The 14,858-nt window shown below is 68.8% G+C and carries 12 protein-coding genes and 3 pseudogenes; 9 read left to right on the top strand and 6 right to left on the bottom strand.

The features are described from left to right. The first annotated feature begins 266 nt into the window (after positions 1–266). Positions 267–1,589: a hypothetical protein gene (locus AB0G52_RS36020; protein ID WP_361342642.1), complete on the top strand. Its 1,323-nt coding sequence runs from the start codon at positions 267–269 to the stop codon at positions 1,587–1,589. Positions 1,590–1,597: 8 nt separating this feature from the next. After that, positions 1,598–2,896, top strand: a complete 1,299-nt coding sequence (locus tag AB0G52_RS36015; protein ID WP_361342639.1) for an MFS transporter — start codon at positions 1,598–1,600, stop codon at positions 2,894–2,896. A 432-nt stretch (positions 2,897–3,328) separates the two neighbouring features. On the opposite strand, the pseudogene AB0G52_RS36010 reads toward AB0G52_RS36015, so the two are convergent. Next, positions 3,329–3,517, bottom strand: a pseudogene (locus AB0G52_RS36010) (hypothetical protein); the annotation flags it as partial. Positions 3,518–3,986: 469 nt separating this feature from the next. On the opposite strand from AB0G52_RS36010, the gene AB0G52_RS36005 reads away from it, so the two are divergent. Both AB0G52_RS36005 and AB0G52_RS36000 read left to right on the top strand, forming a co-directional pair. Next, on the top strand, positions 3,987–4,169 hold the full coding sequence (locus AB0G52_RS36005) for a hypothetical protein (RefSeq protein WP_361342636.1): 183 nt from the start codon (positions 3,987–3,989) through the stop codon (positions 4,167–4,169). Then, positions 4,166–4,456, top strand: a complete 291-nt coding sequence (locus AB0G52_RS36000) for a hypothetical protein (protein ID WP_361342633.1) — start codon at positions 4,166–4,168, stop codon at positions 4,454–4,456. The genes AB0G52_RS36005 and AB0G52_RS36000 overlap by 4 nt, the downstream gene beginning before the upstream one ends. Positions 4,457–4,952: 496 nt before the next feature. Here the strand turns inward: AB0G52_RS36000 and AB0G52_RS35995 are convergent, their stop codons facing one another. Then, entirely contained in the window at positions 4,953–6,983 is a 2,031-nt protein-coding gene (locus AB0G52_RS35995) for an NPCBM/NEW2 domain-containing protein (RefSeq protein ID WP_361342630.1), read from the bottom strand. A 215-nt stretch (positions 6,984–7,198) separates the two neighbouring features. Here AB0G52_RS35995 and AB0G52_RS35990 point away from each other — a divergent pair, with 215 nt between their 5' ends. After that, complete coding sequence (locus tag AB0G52_RS35990) at positions 7,199–7,354, top strand: hypothetical protein (protein WP_361342627.1); 156 nt, start codon at positions 7,199–7,201, stop codon at positions 7,352–7,354. On the opposite strand, the gene AB0G52_RS35985 is transcribed toward AB0G52_RS35990, so the two are convergent. The 4 genes and pseudogenes from AB0G52_RS35985 to AB0G52_RS35970 form a co-directional block, all read right to left on the bottom strand. Then, positions 7,344–7,853: a hypothetical protein gene (locus AB0G52_RS35985; protein ID WP_361342624.1), complete on the bottom strand. Its 510-nt coding sequence runs from the start codon at positions 7,851–7,853 to the stop codon at positions 7,344–7,346. The genes AB0G52_RS35990 and AB0G52_RS35985 overlap by 11 nt on opposite strands. A gap of 751 nt (positions 7,854–8,604) precedes the next feature. Continuing rightward, positions 8,605–9,936: pseudogene (locus AB0G52_RS35980) on the bottom strand (ISL3 family transposase); the annotation flags it as partial. A 32-nt stretch (positions 9,937–9,968) separates the two neighbouring features. After that, positions 9,969–10,187: pseudogene (locus AB0G52_RS35975) on the bottom strand (hypothetical protein); the annotation flags it as partial. A gap of 56 nt (positions 10,188–10,243) precedes the next feature. Further along, positions 10,244–10,462: a hypothetical protein gene (locus AB0G52_RS35970; RefSeq protein ID WP_361342621.1), complete on the bottom strand. Its 219-nt coding sequence runs from the start codon at positions 10,460–10,462 to the stop codon at positions 10,244–10,246. Positions 10,463–11,214: 752 nt separating this feature from the next. Between AB0G52_RS35970 and AB0G52_RS35965 the strand changes: the two genes are divergently transcribed. From AB0G52_RS35965 to AB0G52_RS35950, 4 genes are all read left to right on the top strand, one after another. Further along, positions 11,215–11,577 carry a hypothetical protein gene (locus AB0G52_RS35965; RefSeq protein ID WP_361342618.1) on the top strand — a complete coding sequence of 121 codons (363 nt, stop codon included), beginning with the start codon at positions 11,215–11,217 and terminating at the stop codon, positions 11,575–11,577. Positions 11,578–11,755: 178 nt separating this feature from the next. Beyond that, the gene (locus tag AB0G52_RS35960) at positions 11,756–12,169 is read left to right on the top strand and encodes a hypothetical protein (protein ID WP_361342615.1); all 414 of its coding nucleotides are present in this window, start codon (positions 11,756–11,758) and stop codon (positions 12,167–12,169) included. Positions 12,170–12,322: 153 nt separating this feature from the next. Then, positions 12,323–13,573 (top strand): glycosyltransferase family 4 protein, encoded by a 1,251-nt coding sequence (locus tag AB0G52_RS35955; RefSeq protein WP_361342612.1) that lies wholly within the window; start codon positions 12,323–12,325, stop codon positions 13,571–13,573. Continuing rightward, positions 13,570–14,784 carry an MFS transporter gene (locus AB0G52_RS35950; RefSeq protein ID WP_361342609.1) on the top strand — a complete coding sequence of 405 codons (1,215 nt, stop codon included), beginning with the start codon at positions 13,570–13,572 and terminating at the stop codon, positions 14,782–14,784. Before AB0G52_RS35955 ends, AB0G52_RS35950 begins: the two co-directional genes overlap by 4 nt. Positions 14,785–14,858 lie beyond the last annotated feature (74 nt).

Genomic DNA, 14,858 nt, shown 5'->3' with positions numbered 1-14,858 from the left:
TCGAACAGCTCGGACATGCAGCACCTCCAGCCCCAACCCTAGCGTGAAGCGCACATATCGCGTACCAAACGCGTACAGACAGCGTAAACGGTGGTACTCGCCACGGCCGGGTACGGGCTGACCACAGCACCCGCAGCACTAACCCCCGCCGCACCCCCAGCGGTCCGCATCCTGCCGGTCCCCGGCGACCCCCAGAAACAACGACACCTGCGACAGCGGACGTACCGCTGTCGCAGGCCCACCCCCCAAGGAGAAGGAACCCCCACATGCCACAGCTCGTCATCGGCAACACCACAGCCGAGTACAGCGGCGTACCGGCACGCCACCTGGCGCCCAAGGCCATCCACAAGCAGCACGCCGTCTCCACCCTCACGGCCTGGCTCCTCAATGACGGCGACATCTTCCTGTCCTCGCGCCCGCTCACCGACGCGTTTCGCACCTACCTCACCGCCACGCTCGGCCTCGACCCGGAAACCATCACCTTCGTCACCCCTCAGCACCCCGCGACGAAAACCGGCTTCCTGGACTCCGCGCAACTCCTCGACCCCGCCCTCGCCGAGCAGCTGCGTCATCGCATCACCCACCCCGAAGCGTGGACCGTCGTCCCCTACATCCACGACCGCGCCGTCGCCCAGCTCGGCGACCACCTCGGCCTGGCCGACACGGCCAACCCCCCGTTCTTCGCCCAGGGCGGCAGCGACGCCTTCAACAGCAAGTTCTACTTCCGCATCTGGGCCACCGGCCTCGGTGTGCCCATCGCACCCGGGCGTAGCTCCTCGACCCCCACCATGACCATCTCGGCCGTCCACGACCTCCTCACCCGGACCGGATCGGTCATCGTCAAACAGGACAACGCCGCAAGCGGCCGCGGCAACCTCCTGGTCACCACCGACGCGCAGACCCCGGGCATCGGCGTGGCCACCACCTGCCACGTCCCCGCAGGCGCCGACGAAGACACCCTGCGAGGCCTGCTCACACCGCATCTCGGCACCGACCGGGCGGAAACCGTCACCGAGGCCTACTACCCGCACAGCCGCGTCCTCTACAGCGAGGTCGCCATCGGCGAACCACCCGCCGCCCCGGCCGTCCTCAACTGGGGAGACATGCGCATGGAACCTACGTGGAACGGGTTCGCCGTACCCGCCGCCGATCTGCCCGGCCAGGTGCGGGACCTCATGCTGGACTGGTCGACGGCCATGGGCCGTTACCTACAGACCACCGGCTACCGCGGTTACCTCAACTGCGACTCCATCCTCACCCCCGACGGGCAGATCCTCTTCAACGAGGTGAACGCCCGCGTCGGAGGCTGCACCCACATGCACTTCGCCGCCCAGCGGGTCCTGGGCCCGGACTACCTGAACCGGTACACCCTGCTCACGCGCAACGACCTGCACGTCACCTCGTTCGAGAAACTCGCCTGGGCGATCAGCCGCGACCCCGACCTCGACGGCACCAACGGCTCCGGAGTGCTCCTCCTGGTCGACGACGTCCCCTACACCGGTACCGTGCAGTACCTCGCCTACGGACCCACTCCGCAGGCCGCCGCCCAAGCCGAGAAGCGACTCACCGAGACCGCCACGACCTGCTGAGACACACCATGACCGCCACCGTGCCCACCACCCGCACCAGCTACCGCAACGTGCTCGCCCTGCCCGGCGCCCGCCTGTGGTACGTCACCGCCGCCCTGGCCCGCGCCCCCGTCGTCATGGCGCCCCTCGCCCTGGTCTTCGCCGGATACAGCGCCGGCTCGTTCACCCTCGGCGGCACACTGGCAGCCGTCTACGCCCTCGGCGAAGCCGCCGCGGCGCCGATGCTGGGCCGGTGGTTCGACACCCGGCCCTTCGTACCGGTCCTGCGCTGGACCCTGACGGCCAACGCCATCAGCTACGTTGCGCTCGCCGTCACTGCGGGACGTACGCCCGCGGCCGTCCTGATCGTCCTGGTGGCATTCGCCGGCGCCACCGGATCCGGAGCACCCGGCGGCATGCGCGCCCAGCTGTCCGCGGCCACCCCCGAGGACCTCCGAGCCAGCGCGCTGAGTCTGGACACATCCCTCTCCCAGGCAGTCCGCGCAGCCGCACCGCCCCTCACATCCGGCCTGTACGCCCTTTCCACGGCGTCCGGCACCCTGATCGCCATGGCTGTCTTCGTGGCCGTCCCCGCCGCCGCGGCGCACCGTATCCCCCACGGCCCCACGCCTTCCCAGGCCCACCCCCGCCAGCAGGACGACTCGAAGGTGACGCAGATCCTGCGCCGCAGCTGGGCCACCGCGTTGCTGTCCGCCGCCATCATGTTCCTCATCGGCACCGTCGACGTCCTGCTGCCCGCCCGGCTCAAGGCAGTGGGCTCGTCCCCCACCCTGGCCGGGCCCGTCCTCGCGGCATTCGCCGTCACCAGCATCGTCGCGGGGCTCGTCTACGGAGCGCGCACCTGGCCCGGCGGTATGCGTGCCCAAAGCGCCTGCATGCTCCTGCTCATGACCGCGGCCCTGGCCATCCCCGGCCTGAGCGGCCAACCCCTCACCTACGCGCTCGTCTTCGCCCTCGCCGGCACCCTGTACAGCCCCCTGCTCACCCTCCGCAACCTCGCCCTGCAGGAACAACTCCCCCAGACGGCCTGGGCCACCGGGTTCTCCATCCTCTACGCGGCCGCCGGCCTCGGCTACGGCGTCGCCGGCCTGCTGGCCGCGGCTCTCCTCGACACCACAACCACGTCCACCGCATTCCTCGCCTGCACCGCCGCCACCCTCGTCCTCGGCATCATCGCCCTGGCCGCAGAACGCCCCTCCAGCCCCGACCCGGCCTCCAAGGACGCCACCGAACCACGGATGCAGAACGGCCGTGGCGGGAGTGACGGTGGGCGTCCTGTGCCCGGTCGGGGCGGCCAGCAGTGTTGATGACGCACGCCTTCGGCACCTGAGGCGAACCGGATCTGTATGCCGGTCGGCTGCGGAGAAGGCGCCCGCCCGTGGGACAGCCGCTGCGCCCCCGATGCCAGAAGGCACCCGGTGTCTGTTCTCCCCCCTCACAGGGGCTGTGCCATCCCACCACTGGTGCTCAAGCGTCAGACAATCACACGCGCCGCACACGTCGAACGAAATCCGTTTTGCCACAACGCACTTGAGATCCGCCGGTTCATCACCGTCCTCGTCGGCCCACACGCGGCTCTGCCACCGAATGGACGGCGGATAGTGCAGCGGGGCCGTGCTGACGTACGTGCGCAGCGAGCCCGGCGGCCTCAGCAGCATCGACGGCACCCCGCCGGCCGCCTCGGCCGACCAATCACCCGGGAATCTGATGACGTGGCGGTTGATCTGGCCGCGGAGGCTGTTGGCGGAGGTGGCCCACCCGCTCAGTGGGTCGTTGTCCAGGTGCCACAGTCGGCCCAGCAGCGCCATGAAGCGGTCCGGGTAGCCGAGGTGATTGGAGAGATCGAAGTCTCTGGCCAGCTCGCGCCTGGTCCGGCTCGGGATCTGTACGTAGTGGCGGCCGAGCCACAGAACGTCCTGCAGCGCCATGCGTTCGGCCTGATCGAGCTCTTCCTGCTCAAGAACGGCGTCGGCGACATCTGGCCGGCGGTCGTCGGGGCAGGCGTTCAGGCCGGCCACCACGCGCTCGTGCTTGGTGTCACCCGCACTGGGCGGGGGAGGCCGAGGCGCTCGCACAGCGCCGGCAGTTCCTTCGCGGTGTAGCGCCTGTACAGCGTGAGGAGCACGCCGTCGATCAGCCTCCGCAGCCGCGCCATGTCCATCTGTTCCCCCATCTCATGATGATGAGCGACGCCCGGACTTGAGGGTCTGGTGCACGATCGGGTGACATCTGAACTGGCTTGCCCTGTGGGGCAGGTGGGAAGGATGTCGCTGTGCCCAAGCCCTATCCGGAAGAGTTCCGCCAGGACGTCGTGCGAGTCGCGAGGAACCGCGGCCCGGGGGTGACGGTCGAGCAGGTGGCCACCGACTTCGGAGTCCACCTGATGACGTTGTGGAAATGGATGCCCGTGCGGACGTCGACGACGGAGCCAGGCCCGGGGTGACCAGCCAGGAGAGCGTGGAACTGCGTGAAGCGCGCCGGCGGATCAAGCTGCTGGAGCAGGAGAACGAGGTCCTGCGCCGGGCCGCGGCCTATCTGTCGCAAGCGCATCTGCCGGGAAAAGGATCTACCCGCTCGTGAAAGAGCTGGCCGTGGACGGGGTGCCGGTCACGGTGACGTGCCGGGTGCTCAAGCTCGCCAGACAGCCCTACTACCGCTGGCTGGACCAGCCGGTGACCGATGCCGTGCTGGAGGAGGCCCATCGCGCGAACGCGCTGTTCGACGCCCACCGCGAGCATCCCGAGTTCGGCTACCGCTTCCTGGCCGACGAAGCCCGCAGCTCGGGGACCGCGATGGCGGACCGGACCGCATGGCGGATCTGCCGGGACAACCGCTGGTGGAGCGTGTTCGGCAAGAAGCGCGGCTGATCACGGGTGGTGGCCGGGGATTGGGAAATTCCCCCCCACGCACTGACGGCAGCGGTCTGCACGTCGGTGCGATGTGGCTGTGGCACGACGTGGGCCACCTAGCCTTCCACGTGGACGCGGTCCGGGTCGGCTCCGAGCTGTTCCGCGCCGAGGACCAGTTCACGCCGCTGGCACTCGAACTCAGCCGACAGGCGGCTGCGAACGTGACCGCGCTGCGGGAGAAGTTCCCAGCACTGCCGAGCGTCGCCCGCAACGCCACCCTGTCCTTCGTTGCAGCGCCTGGAGATCACGCCCGCCCAGATGGCCACGGGCGCCGGGCCGGTAAGAGCGGCCGCGGCCGCGCTCGCCTGGCGGGCGGACGCGGCCACGGTCCAGAGGCGCTGCCGGAGGCGTTGGCGGCAGGAACGCTTCAGGCGGGCCGCCGACATCCCCCCTCGGGTGTCGGCAGCTCACCTGCTCCTCAGGTGTCGCCAGGTCACCTGTTGTTCTGCCGGTGTCAGCAGCTCACCTGTGCGTTCGCCCAGTCGGCGTGGTCGGAGTCGATGCCGTCCCCGCCGTCGGTGACGACGAGCCGGACCACCTGAGCGCCCCTCACGTCCGCGGTGAGCGGCTGGGCGGGCATCGCGTTGGTCAGGACGCCGGTCGAGGCGACCTTCGTGCCGTCGGCCCAGATTTCGAAGGCGACGGTGCCATTGGCGCCCTTCTCGTCGTCGACCCCTACGTCCGCGGTGACCGTCTCGCAGGATCGGCCGGTGTAGTACTCGACCGCGCTCTCCGCGTGGACGCCGAGGCCCTTGGCATACACCACCCCGCCGATGGTGATCGGGTGTCCGTCGCCCGCGGCGCTCTCCCCGTTGCTGGTGTTGCGCTCGACCGGCCCGTAGCCATTGGTGGCCGAAAGCCACGGCAGGTCGCCGAGCCCGGAGGTTCCGGACGGCGGCGGGACGACGACAGACACGCTCAGCGGCAGGGTCTCCTGGGCACGCAGCCCGGTCGGCGAGCGGTAACTCACCCTCAGCGTCAGGTCGTACGACCCCGTCGCTGTCCCCTGCGGAGCGGTGACCGTCCATTTGGTGCTCAGGGAGCGACCGGTGGGCAGCACGGCGGTGGTCCTGCGGGAGGCCGCGCGCAGCGTCCACCCGTCGGGGCCGGTGAGCGAGACCGAGACCCGGACGGCCGGCGTGCGACCCCAGTCGGTGACGACGGAGGTGAGCGTGGCCGCTGTGCCCGCCTCGACCAACGGGCTGCCGTTCAGGCCCAGTTCGACGTCCGGCGGGTGGGTGGCCCAGGAGCGGTCGGCCGAGACGCGCAGCAGCGCCGTGCCGTGCGCGGGGACGGTCGCAGAGATCGTGCCCGCGGTGTTGTAGCTGCTGTGCCGCCACAGGTCGCGCAGGGTGTAGGCGCGTGCGCCGGGCAGGCCGACGGCCTGTGCGGTGGTGGAGATGTGCTGGGCGGTGCCAGTCTCGTTGAAGAGGGCGACCGCGCGGGTGCCGTCCTTCATCTCCTTGGCCACGACCCAGCAGCCACCCTCCGAGGAGACGACCCTTCCCTGCTTGCCCAGCGGGTCCTGGTCGACGTCGATGACCTCCTTGTTGTCGAGGATGTCGAAGGTCGCCGGGGTGGCCTTGCGCAGGTCCGAGCCGATGAGCAGCGGGGCTGCCATGATCGACCACATGGAGAAGTGGCTGCGGTACTCGGTGTCGGTCATGCCGCCGTTGCCCACCTCCAGCATGTCGGGGTCGTTCCAGTGGCCCGGGCCGGCGTAGGGGGCGAGCGGCAGGTTCTGCTTCAGAATGCCGAGCATCGAGCCCCAGTTGTCACTGATGTCGCCCGTGGTGCGCCACAGGTGACCGACGTCGGCGGCCCATTCCCACGGTTTGTTCTCGCCCCACTCGCAGATGCTGTAGACGATCGGCCGCCCGGTCGCCCGGAGGGCATCGCGCATGGTGGTGTAGCGCGACTTGGCGTCCACGCCTTGGTTGTTGCAGTTGTCGTACTTGACGTAGTCGACGCCCCAGTCGGCGAACTGCCGGGCGTCGCTGTACTCGTGGCCGAGCGAGCCCGGGAAGCCGGCGCTGTTGCACGTCTTGGTGCCCGCGCTGGTGTAGATGCCCAGCTTCAGGCCCTTGGAGTGCACGTAGTCCGCGACGGCCTTGATCCCGTTCGGAAACCGGACCGGGTCCGGGACGAGCCGGCCGTCCGCGTCACGGTTCGGCAGGGCCCAGCAGTCGTCGAGGTTGACGTACTGGTAGCCCGCGTCCTTCAGGCCCTTGTCGACGAACAGGTCCGCAATCCCCTTGACCATGGACTCGTTGAACTCGGCGCGACAGTGCGTGGAGTTCCAGTTGTTGAACCCCATCGGCGGGGTGAGGGCGAGGCCGTCGGCGAGGGTGGGCGCCGCGGTCCGGGCGGCGGGTGCGGCGACGGCCGGTGCGGCGAGACCGGCGGTGCACAGCAGCCCGGCCGTGAGCGCTCCGACGAATCTCCGGCGCGATGTGCGGGTGTGGCGGGTGTGCGGGTGACGCATCGTTACGTTCCTCCGAACACACAAAGGTGGGATGAAGTCATGTTCCCGTCATCGTTGCGCGTTTACGTTAGGACGTGTCGGAGCGTGTTGGAAGAGGAGCGGTCGTGTGGGATTGTTGCCATTGGTTCAGTCCAAGAGTCGGCGATCATCGGAGGTCCCGCCGAAGCCGCCTGCCGCTGCGTGACCCCGGATCGGGTCCGGCAGTTGATCGGGGCATGAAGAAGCGCAGCGTGATAGCCATCGCCTCCCTCGCCGCCGGGTTCCGCGTGGACTTCGACGTCGCCCCACCAAACGGCGGTGGCCCGTTGCGGATCGGTATGATTCGGCAATCGGCCAACGCGGCGCCGCCGGGGTCCGCGGTCAGCGTTTGATGCGTCCGCGGATGGCGAGGACACCGAGGGCAAGGAGGGTGGGTTCCGAGAAGGCGGCCATCTCGATGTAGGTGCCAGCGGTGGTGAGGTTCTGGCCGCTGGAGCGGAAGATCACCGAGTTGACGACGACGCGGATAGCTTTCTCCGTGCGGGCCAAGGTCACGCGCCGGGACCAGCCACCGTGCAGGGCAGGGTCGGGGGTGCTGGTGCTGCGGCTGATCCTGCTGCCGTGCAGGGTGCCGCTGGTAGCGGGGTCGGGATCGTGGGTGGGCAGGCCGACGCCTAGCAGGAGCAGCACGGTCAGGCTCATGGTGGCCAACAGCCACGCGAAGGCGCGGGCGGCGCGCAGGCCGTAGCCGGTCAGCAACCAGTAGGCCCACAGCAGGCGGCGTTCGCCCTTTGAGGTGCCGGTGGTGTCGTGGCGGCGCATCTCGCATTCGCCGTAGTAGAAGTCGGCGGCGCCGGGTTCGTTCTTGCCGTCCTCGAACGCTTTCCGCATCTGCCGATACAGGGCAGCGACGTCTTCCGGGTCGGAGGTGCGGACGGGGTCGGTGTGGTGCGGTCCGGGACGCCATAGATGGGGTGTCGGCGCCATGCCTGCGGAAGGAACAGCTCGGCCAGCGGTGTGGGCGCGCCAGTGGTGTTCCTCGGCGAGGACACGGTGCCGGGTGAAGCGCACTGGCCACATGCCGCGCCGGCGCCAGCCGTGGGAGCGCCGGCGAAGGTGGTGCGGCCTTCCAGGCGGAGCTGGTCGAGGTGGAAGGCTCCGGCGAACAGGCGGTCGGTGAGGTCTGTGGCGGTTAGCACCAGGTGCGCGGCGTCCACGCCCTGCACCGAAGTCACCCGCACCCGGTCTGAGCGGGGCGGCCGCGCACCTGGGCCTGCCAGCAGGTCCTCGCTCACAGCGCGGCTGTTGCTGGTGAAGGGGGTGGGGTGGGCGATCACCGCGGCGGGCGCGGTCAGCACCGTGTGGCCGAGGTTCACGGCCGCGTACCGCGTCCGCACGGTCGCCGTCGACTCCCAACTTGACCGCCCGCACACCACCTCTCCTGCGGCTATCTCTAACGTCACCGGCAGCTCGGACACCACCCGGGACAACACCACCTGTCCCGCACATACCAACGGCCCCAGCACCGACACACCTTGAAACCGAGCCGTGCCGAACCAGGCGTCGCCGGAGAACTGCGCCCCCACGAACCAGGCCTCCTCTTGGTGCGGGTGTTGACACCTTCTGTGCGGCCGTTGTGCTACGGCAAGGTGAGGCCGGCGTTCACGGCAGGCCGGTCGATTTCGAGGCCGTTGGTGAAGCTGCGCAGGTGGGGCAGGTCGACGGCGCGGGCTGCCGTGATCCACTCGGTGAGTTTCGCGTCGTTGCCCGCGGCCGGTTCAGCAGGGTGGCGAAGCCGCGTATGAGATCGGCGAGTGCGGTCATCTCCGGGCAGGCCGCGGTGATCTTCTCCAGCAGGGTCGCTTCCTTCGCGCGCAGGTTTTCAGGGTCGGTGAGCAGAAGGCGGCTAGCGTGACGCGGGGTGGTGACGGGGCAGTCGCCGTCGGCGCGGCCCTGGTCGAGGTAGCGGACCAGAGGTTTGCGCTGCCGCTGTAACCCAACTCCCGGATCTCTTCGAGGAGGTGAGTGACCGGGACGGCCGGTTCCTGGGCACGGCGCCGGCATAGGTGCTCGCGGTAGGGGTCGACGAGGGTGGGCCGGTAGGCGGGGGCGATACGCAAGGCCTGGGGTTCGGGCATGCGGGCGTAGCGTTTGACGGTGTTCAGGGCCAGGTTCAGGCGGCGGGAGCAGTCGAGTAGGCCGACACCCTGACCGAAAAGATCGTGGATCTTGTTCCAGCGTTCGAGTGTGGTCTGCTCGCGTACTGCGCCGGCCGGGGCGCGTTGATGGTGGCCCAGCATCCGGCGTGAGCGTGGACCTCGAACTGGACTTTGTCGCAGAGATTTCGCCAGAGGTGCCATCGGTCGCTGACCTGGACCGCGTCGGGCAGGGCGCGGCGGACGGCCTCGGCGTAGGTGGCTGAGCCGTCCCGGCACACGACCTCGACACCAGGATGTTCGCGCAGCCAGGACTCCAGGGTGGCGGCCTGGCGGTCGGGCAAGACCGCAGCGCGTCTGCCGGTCTCGGCATCCGTGATGATCGTGGCGTAGCGGTGGCGGCGGCGCAGGGCGAAATCGTCCACGCCGATCACCCTCGGGATGGCCTGCTGCGGCAGCGACAGGCGCCACAAATGGCGCAGCGCGGTACTCCGGGAAACGGGCACGGCCAGCAGATCGGTCAGGCGTGCGGCCGCCCGGCCGCACAACTCCCGTGCCACCTGGGATATCTGCCCGGTAAGCCGCACCGTGCGGCGCTGATGGCGCTCCAGCAGTCCGCGAATCTGCTCGCGGAAGGTCTGCCGCCGGCAGCCCAGAACTGGACAGACCAGCCGCCGTACGCGTAGGTGGACCACAGCCTGGCGGCCCTCGACCAGAACGTCCCTCACCGTTCGGCGGTGATAACCATGCACCTTCGCCGTCGGCGACCCGCACACCGGACACGGCACCGCCACGTCCCGGGTCCGGGCCGTGACCACTCCCGCTTGCCCGTCCCGGTCCGTCGGCCTCAGCCGGGGGTGGTCGTTGCCCCGGGGTCATCCATGGGCGCGGCGTGAGTGGGTAGATCCTTGAAGTCGGCGACCGCCGTGGTGTCGGCCAGGGCCTCCGTCATGAGCCATATCGCCTGGTCCTCCCATGAGGTGTTCGAGGATCGGAGGATGCGCTCGCCCTCGGATACGAACAGCGATGTGGGCCACAGTAGTTCGTAGTTACTCAGGTCCAGACTCACCGCAACATCTTCGCCTATCCGAGGTGTGTCCCAGCCCGGCCTGATCGATTCACGCATTAGTCCTGGACAAGCTGCTGGAAAAGCGGACATCCAACCGCATGCCGCTCCCTGACAAGGATCTCCGCGTCAACGTCCACGACCTCCGTGTGCCACGGCAGGCAGCCGTGGCACGCGTGGATCTCATACGAGCTGTCGTCGTCGAACGCCTTGAGAACAACGGAACCGACCGGTGCTCGGTAGGTGACGTCCTGTTGCGGATCGGAGCCTTCTGCCATGAAGGCCAGTTCTACGTCCGCTAGTGCTCGGATGACCCTTCGGGTCCGGGATCACGCGCTGGCATCTCGCTGCGGCAGTCCTTGCATTCGAGCCCGCGATGCGGTGACTGCCGCAGAGCGGACAGGGTGCGGCCTGGAAGTCCTTGTCACACCGCAGACACCGGCCGTGCTTCACGACGCCGTCACCTGGCTCGACCAGGGTGTCGTTACTTCCGCACCTCGCACAGTGCACCTCGATCTCGGCCACGGTCCTCCTCCAGTACGCCGCTGCGGAAGGGACATGGAACCAGTGCTGGCAGATTCCGCACACCCACCATCCCCTACAGACCCCGTGTGGTTGAGCCGAAGCACCGCAGTTGTCAACAGCGGAGAGGGCTGACCTGGCGATTCGAACCGGTCGAAGCCGTCTGGTTGTCACCAACAAGGCATTCGACTTGTCACATGCGCTCATGTGAACGAGTGCGCAAGGACGGATCTAGGACGGCAGCTCTTAGCCTCGCTCTTGCACAACAGCCCCGCAATGAACTGCCGTGCACTAAAGCGCGTCATGGGGGCTCGCACGCCTCTCGGCGGCGCTGCTTGCATAAGAGACAGTTCACCAGGCACACGTCGTCAGGGGGAAGTGAGCCAGTCATTTGACCGCTCGACTTCTACTCCAAGGAAACGGGGGAAATTGTGCTCAAGAAGACGCTCGCGCTATGCGCTGCCTCGGCGGCTATCGCAGTTCTCGGTCTCGGTGCCGGCCAGGCCCCGTGACAACCACCGACTGCTTCGCCTACCCGCCCAAGAATCTCAGCACGCTGCGAGTGGACGGGGACGTGTACGTGCAAGCGTGCATCCACGTGGATGGAAACGATCTGCAGCCGCTCATCCGCGTCACCAATAACGGGAACCACTCGATCCATGTCGATGGCTGGCCGAACGTCAACGGTTCGCTCTATCCCACCTACAACTTCACCGGTGACCGGGCAGGCTCGGGATGGAGCCAGACCTTCCCGGGTCCGGTCATGACCATTGGCCTGACCGGCAACGATTACGCCCAAGGGCAGGGTGATATATGGATCGACAACACCTTCTACGGCAACGTTTACTCGCATAGCGTTTTCATGGGCTGAACCGCCACTTTGGCAGCTGCGGGGAATTCAGCCTGCTCGGGCGGTACCAGCACCGGCCGACGCGGACTGACTGGAGTGCCCGCCTGGTGGCCAGGGCCACGGCCCCGCACGGCATCCGAGCGGGATGCATCACCCATCGCCGGACACTGACAACTATGAGGACTGGGAGAAACACTCAATGACTCGTGCGATCAAGGCTCTTGCCGCGCTTGCTTTGGCTGGGGCATCGATCCTCGGCGCGACCTCGCAGGCGTCTGCGGACCCGAATCCGAACAACCACGACTCCAACCCGCAGAGGGCCACGCTGATCACCCAATACCACGCGGGTGTCTACAGCTGCCCCTACGCGGACTGCAGCAAGATCGACGACCTCACCCTCGCGCCGGGTGATCAAGCTGACGTGGACTGCTGGGTGGCCGGCGGCACCGTCGGCACCACCGGCGACGTCTGGTACCGCACCTCGGGGGTCGTTGCGAGGGGCAACTACCTCGATGTATATACCCCGTCCGGGGGCCCTGGCTGGGTATACGGGCCGTACGTGGATGGTGATCAGAGGTTCTGGATGTCGCCTGGTGGTCTGCCCCACTGCTAAGGCTTGTCCCGTAACTGATCTTGAGGTTGATCCGCGCGGTCAGTTCCCGTGCGACAGTGCGAATTGATCCGGTGCGATCGATCGCGCCCAGGGCCCGAGGAACTGCGCCGCTTTCCTGATCTGCCGAGGAACGACAGGGACCCGGGGGAACCGTTGCGCATCCTGCGGCTCACACCGTGGTACTACCACGACCAGGTCGATGCCTGGCCCGCGGAGTACGACTCCATCGGGGGAATGCAGATCCAGACCACCCGACTGTCCCGGATGCTAGCCGAGGACGGCGTGCAGCAGGTGGTGGTGACCGTCGGCTTCCCCGGGCTCCCGCCGGTCCGCGAGGACCGGGAAGGGCTGACCGTACGCATCGCCCGGATGCCGATTCCCGAGATCCGCTCCGAATCGACCGGTCTGGTGGGGCTGACCCCGGCGTGGTTCGTCGCCACCCTCGGCGCCTGCTTCGGATTGCGGCGGTGGAAGCCGGACCTCGTCCACGTCCATGCCGATGGGGCGCTATGGGCCCTGCTGCTCGCCCCGGTTGCCGCCCGGCTGGTCCGTGCACCGTACGTCCTCACCCTGCACTGCTCGCGCCTCGCGGGCTACGTCCCGCGGTCCGCCATGGCCCGGCTGCAGCAGCGCTTCGGGGCCATCGCGGAGAAGCGCGCGATCCGCCGCGCGGCACGGGTCGTCACGCTGACGGAGAGCACAGCGCGCGTTGCGGCCAAGGCCCTTGGCGTGAGCGAGCAGCATTTCGCCGTGGTGCCGGACATCGTGGACACCGGGCCCGCCCCGCCCCGGGTGTCCCGAGCGGGCGCGGGCGACTTCGGCGCCTGGGCGTCCGCCGCCGGCCACCGCCCGATCATCGGCTTCGTCGGTCGCCTTGCCAGCGAGAAGGGCTGGCAGTACCTGGTGCCGCTGGCACTGCGGTTGCGCGACCTCCACCCCTTGTTCCTGATCGTCGGCGACGGGTCACAGCGCGAGCGCCTGGAGGAGCAGATCCGCGCCGAGGGACTGGCGGACGAGTTCCTGATCACCGGATTCGTCCCCAACAACCGGGTCCCGGAGGCCCTCGCAGTCATGACCACGCTCGTCATGCCCTCCGCCTACGAGGAACTCGGCGGCGTCGCACTGGAGGCGCTGGCCGTCGGAACTCCCATGGCCGCCTTCGCCGTTGGCGGTCTGCGCACGACCGTTGGCCGGCTCTGCCCGGACATGCTGGTGCCGGCGGGCGACCTCGACGCGCTGGCGACGAAGGTTCGGCGGATCATCGCGGAGCCCGATCGCTATGCGGCGCTCGCCCGATCGGCCGGGCCGGCGGTCGCGCAGACCTACGGCGCACCGGCAGCACTGCGGCAGATCACAGCGGTCTACGAAGCGGTCCTTCCTCGCCTGGCCGAGAACCCGCGATGAACACCAAGACCGACCGTCAGCGCGTCGGTCGTCTCCTCCTGAGCAGCGAAACCCGGAATCTGACGGTCGTGGGCACGCTGGTGTTCGTAGGCGTCGGCGCCGAACCGCTCGCGATGCTGCTGTTCCTGGTCCACGCCACGGGGTCGTTCGGATCCGCGGGGATCGTGATCGGCTGCTACGGATTGAGCTCGGCCGCCACCGCTCCGGTGCGCGGCCGGCTGGCCGACCGGTACGGCGCCGCCGTGCTCACCGTCATCGCCACGGCGCACCTGGTGCTCACCCTGGCGCTGGTCGCCGCCGGCGAAGCCCACGCACCGCTGGTGGTCCTGGTGTTGACTTCGGCAGCCGTCGGCACCGGCTACTCCGCGGTGTACGCCGCCATGCGGTCGGCCTGGTCGCGGCTGACCGGCGAGCAGGACCGCGAGAGCGCCTACGCGGTTCAGGCGGTCCTCCAGGAGATCGGATACATCGGCGGCCCGGCCGGCGCCGGTGCCGCAATCGCGCAGGCCGGGACCACCTTCGCCCTGCTCGCCACCTCCTGCCTCACCTGGTCGGCGACCCTGGTCTTCAGCCAGCTGTCCGCGGTTCGCAGCCAACCCCGGGCCGCAGTGCAGATGTGGAGCAGGCCGGCCGTGATGGCCAGCGGACCGCTGGCCGTCCTGATCGCGACGACGGCGCCCACCGCTTTCGCCTTCGCCGTCGTGGAAGTCGACCTCCCCGCCTACGCCACCCGGCACGCCGTCCCTGGCATCGCCGGGCTGCTGATCGCCCTGGTCGCCATCGGCAGCCTCGTGGGCGGGCTCGCGTACGGCCACCGCACCTGGAGGTCCGCGCTCGACCGCCGTTACGCGGCCATCCTGTTGCTCCTCGCCCTGCTGATGACCGCGCTCTCCCTCGCGCGTTCGATGCCCGCCGTGGTGCTGCTGACGCTGTTGGTCGGCCTGCCGGCCGCCCCCATGATCACGTGCCGTTACCTCCTGCTGGACGGCACCGTGCCGAACGGCTTCGCCAACGAGGCATTCATGTGGATCACCACGGCCGACGCCATCGGCGATTCGGCCGGAAAGGCCATCGGCGGCTTCCTGGTCGAGCGAAGCTCCTTCGGCCTCGTGTCACTCGTCGCCGGCCTGGCCGCCACTCTCGCCATGCTGATCACCGTCCTCGGCTGCCAGACCCTCCGGCGCTCCGTACCGGCCGAACTGACCGTGTGAAGCACCTTCCCGTCCCGCCCCCTTCCCATGCAAATGGCTGTGCCCGCCACTGGGCGGCGGAGCGCGGCGGGCAA

The organism is Streptomyces sp. NPDC021562 (assembly GCF_040640875.1).
Classification (GTDB): domain Bacteria; phylum Actinomycetota; class Actinomycetes; order Streptomycetales; family Streptomycetaceae; genus Streptomyces.
Note: the sequence above shows the minus strand (reverse complement) of the source record. Positions and strands in the feature narration are given on the sequence as shown.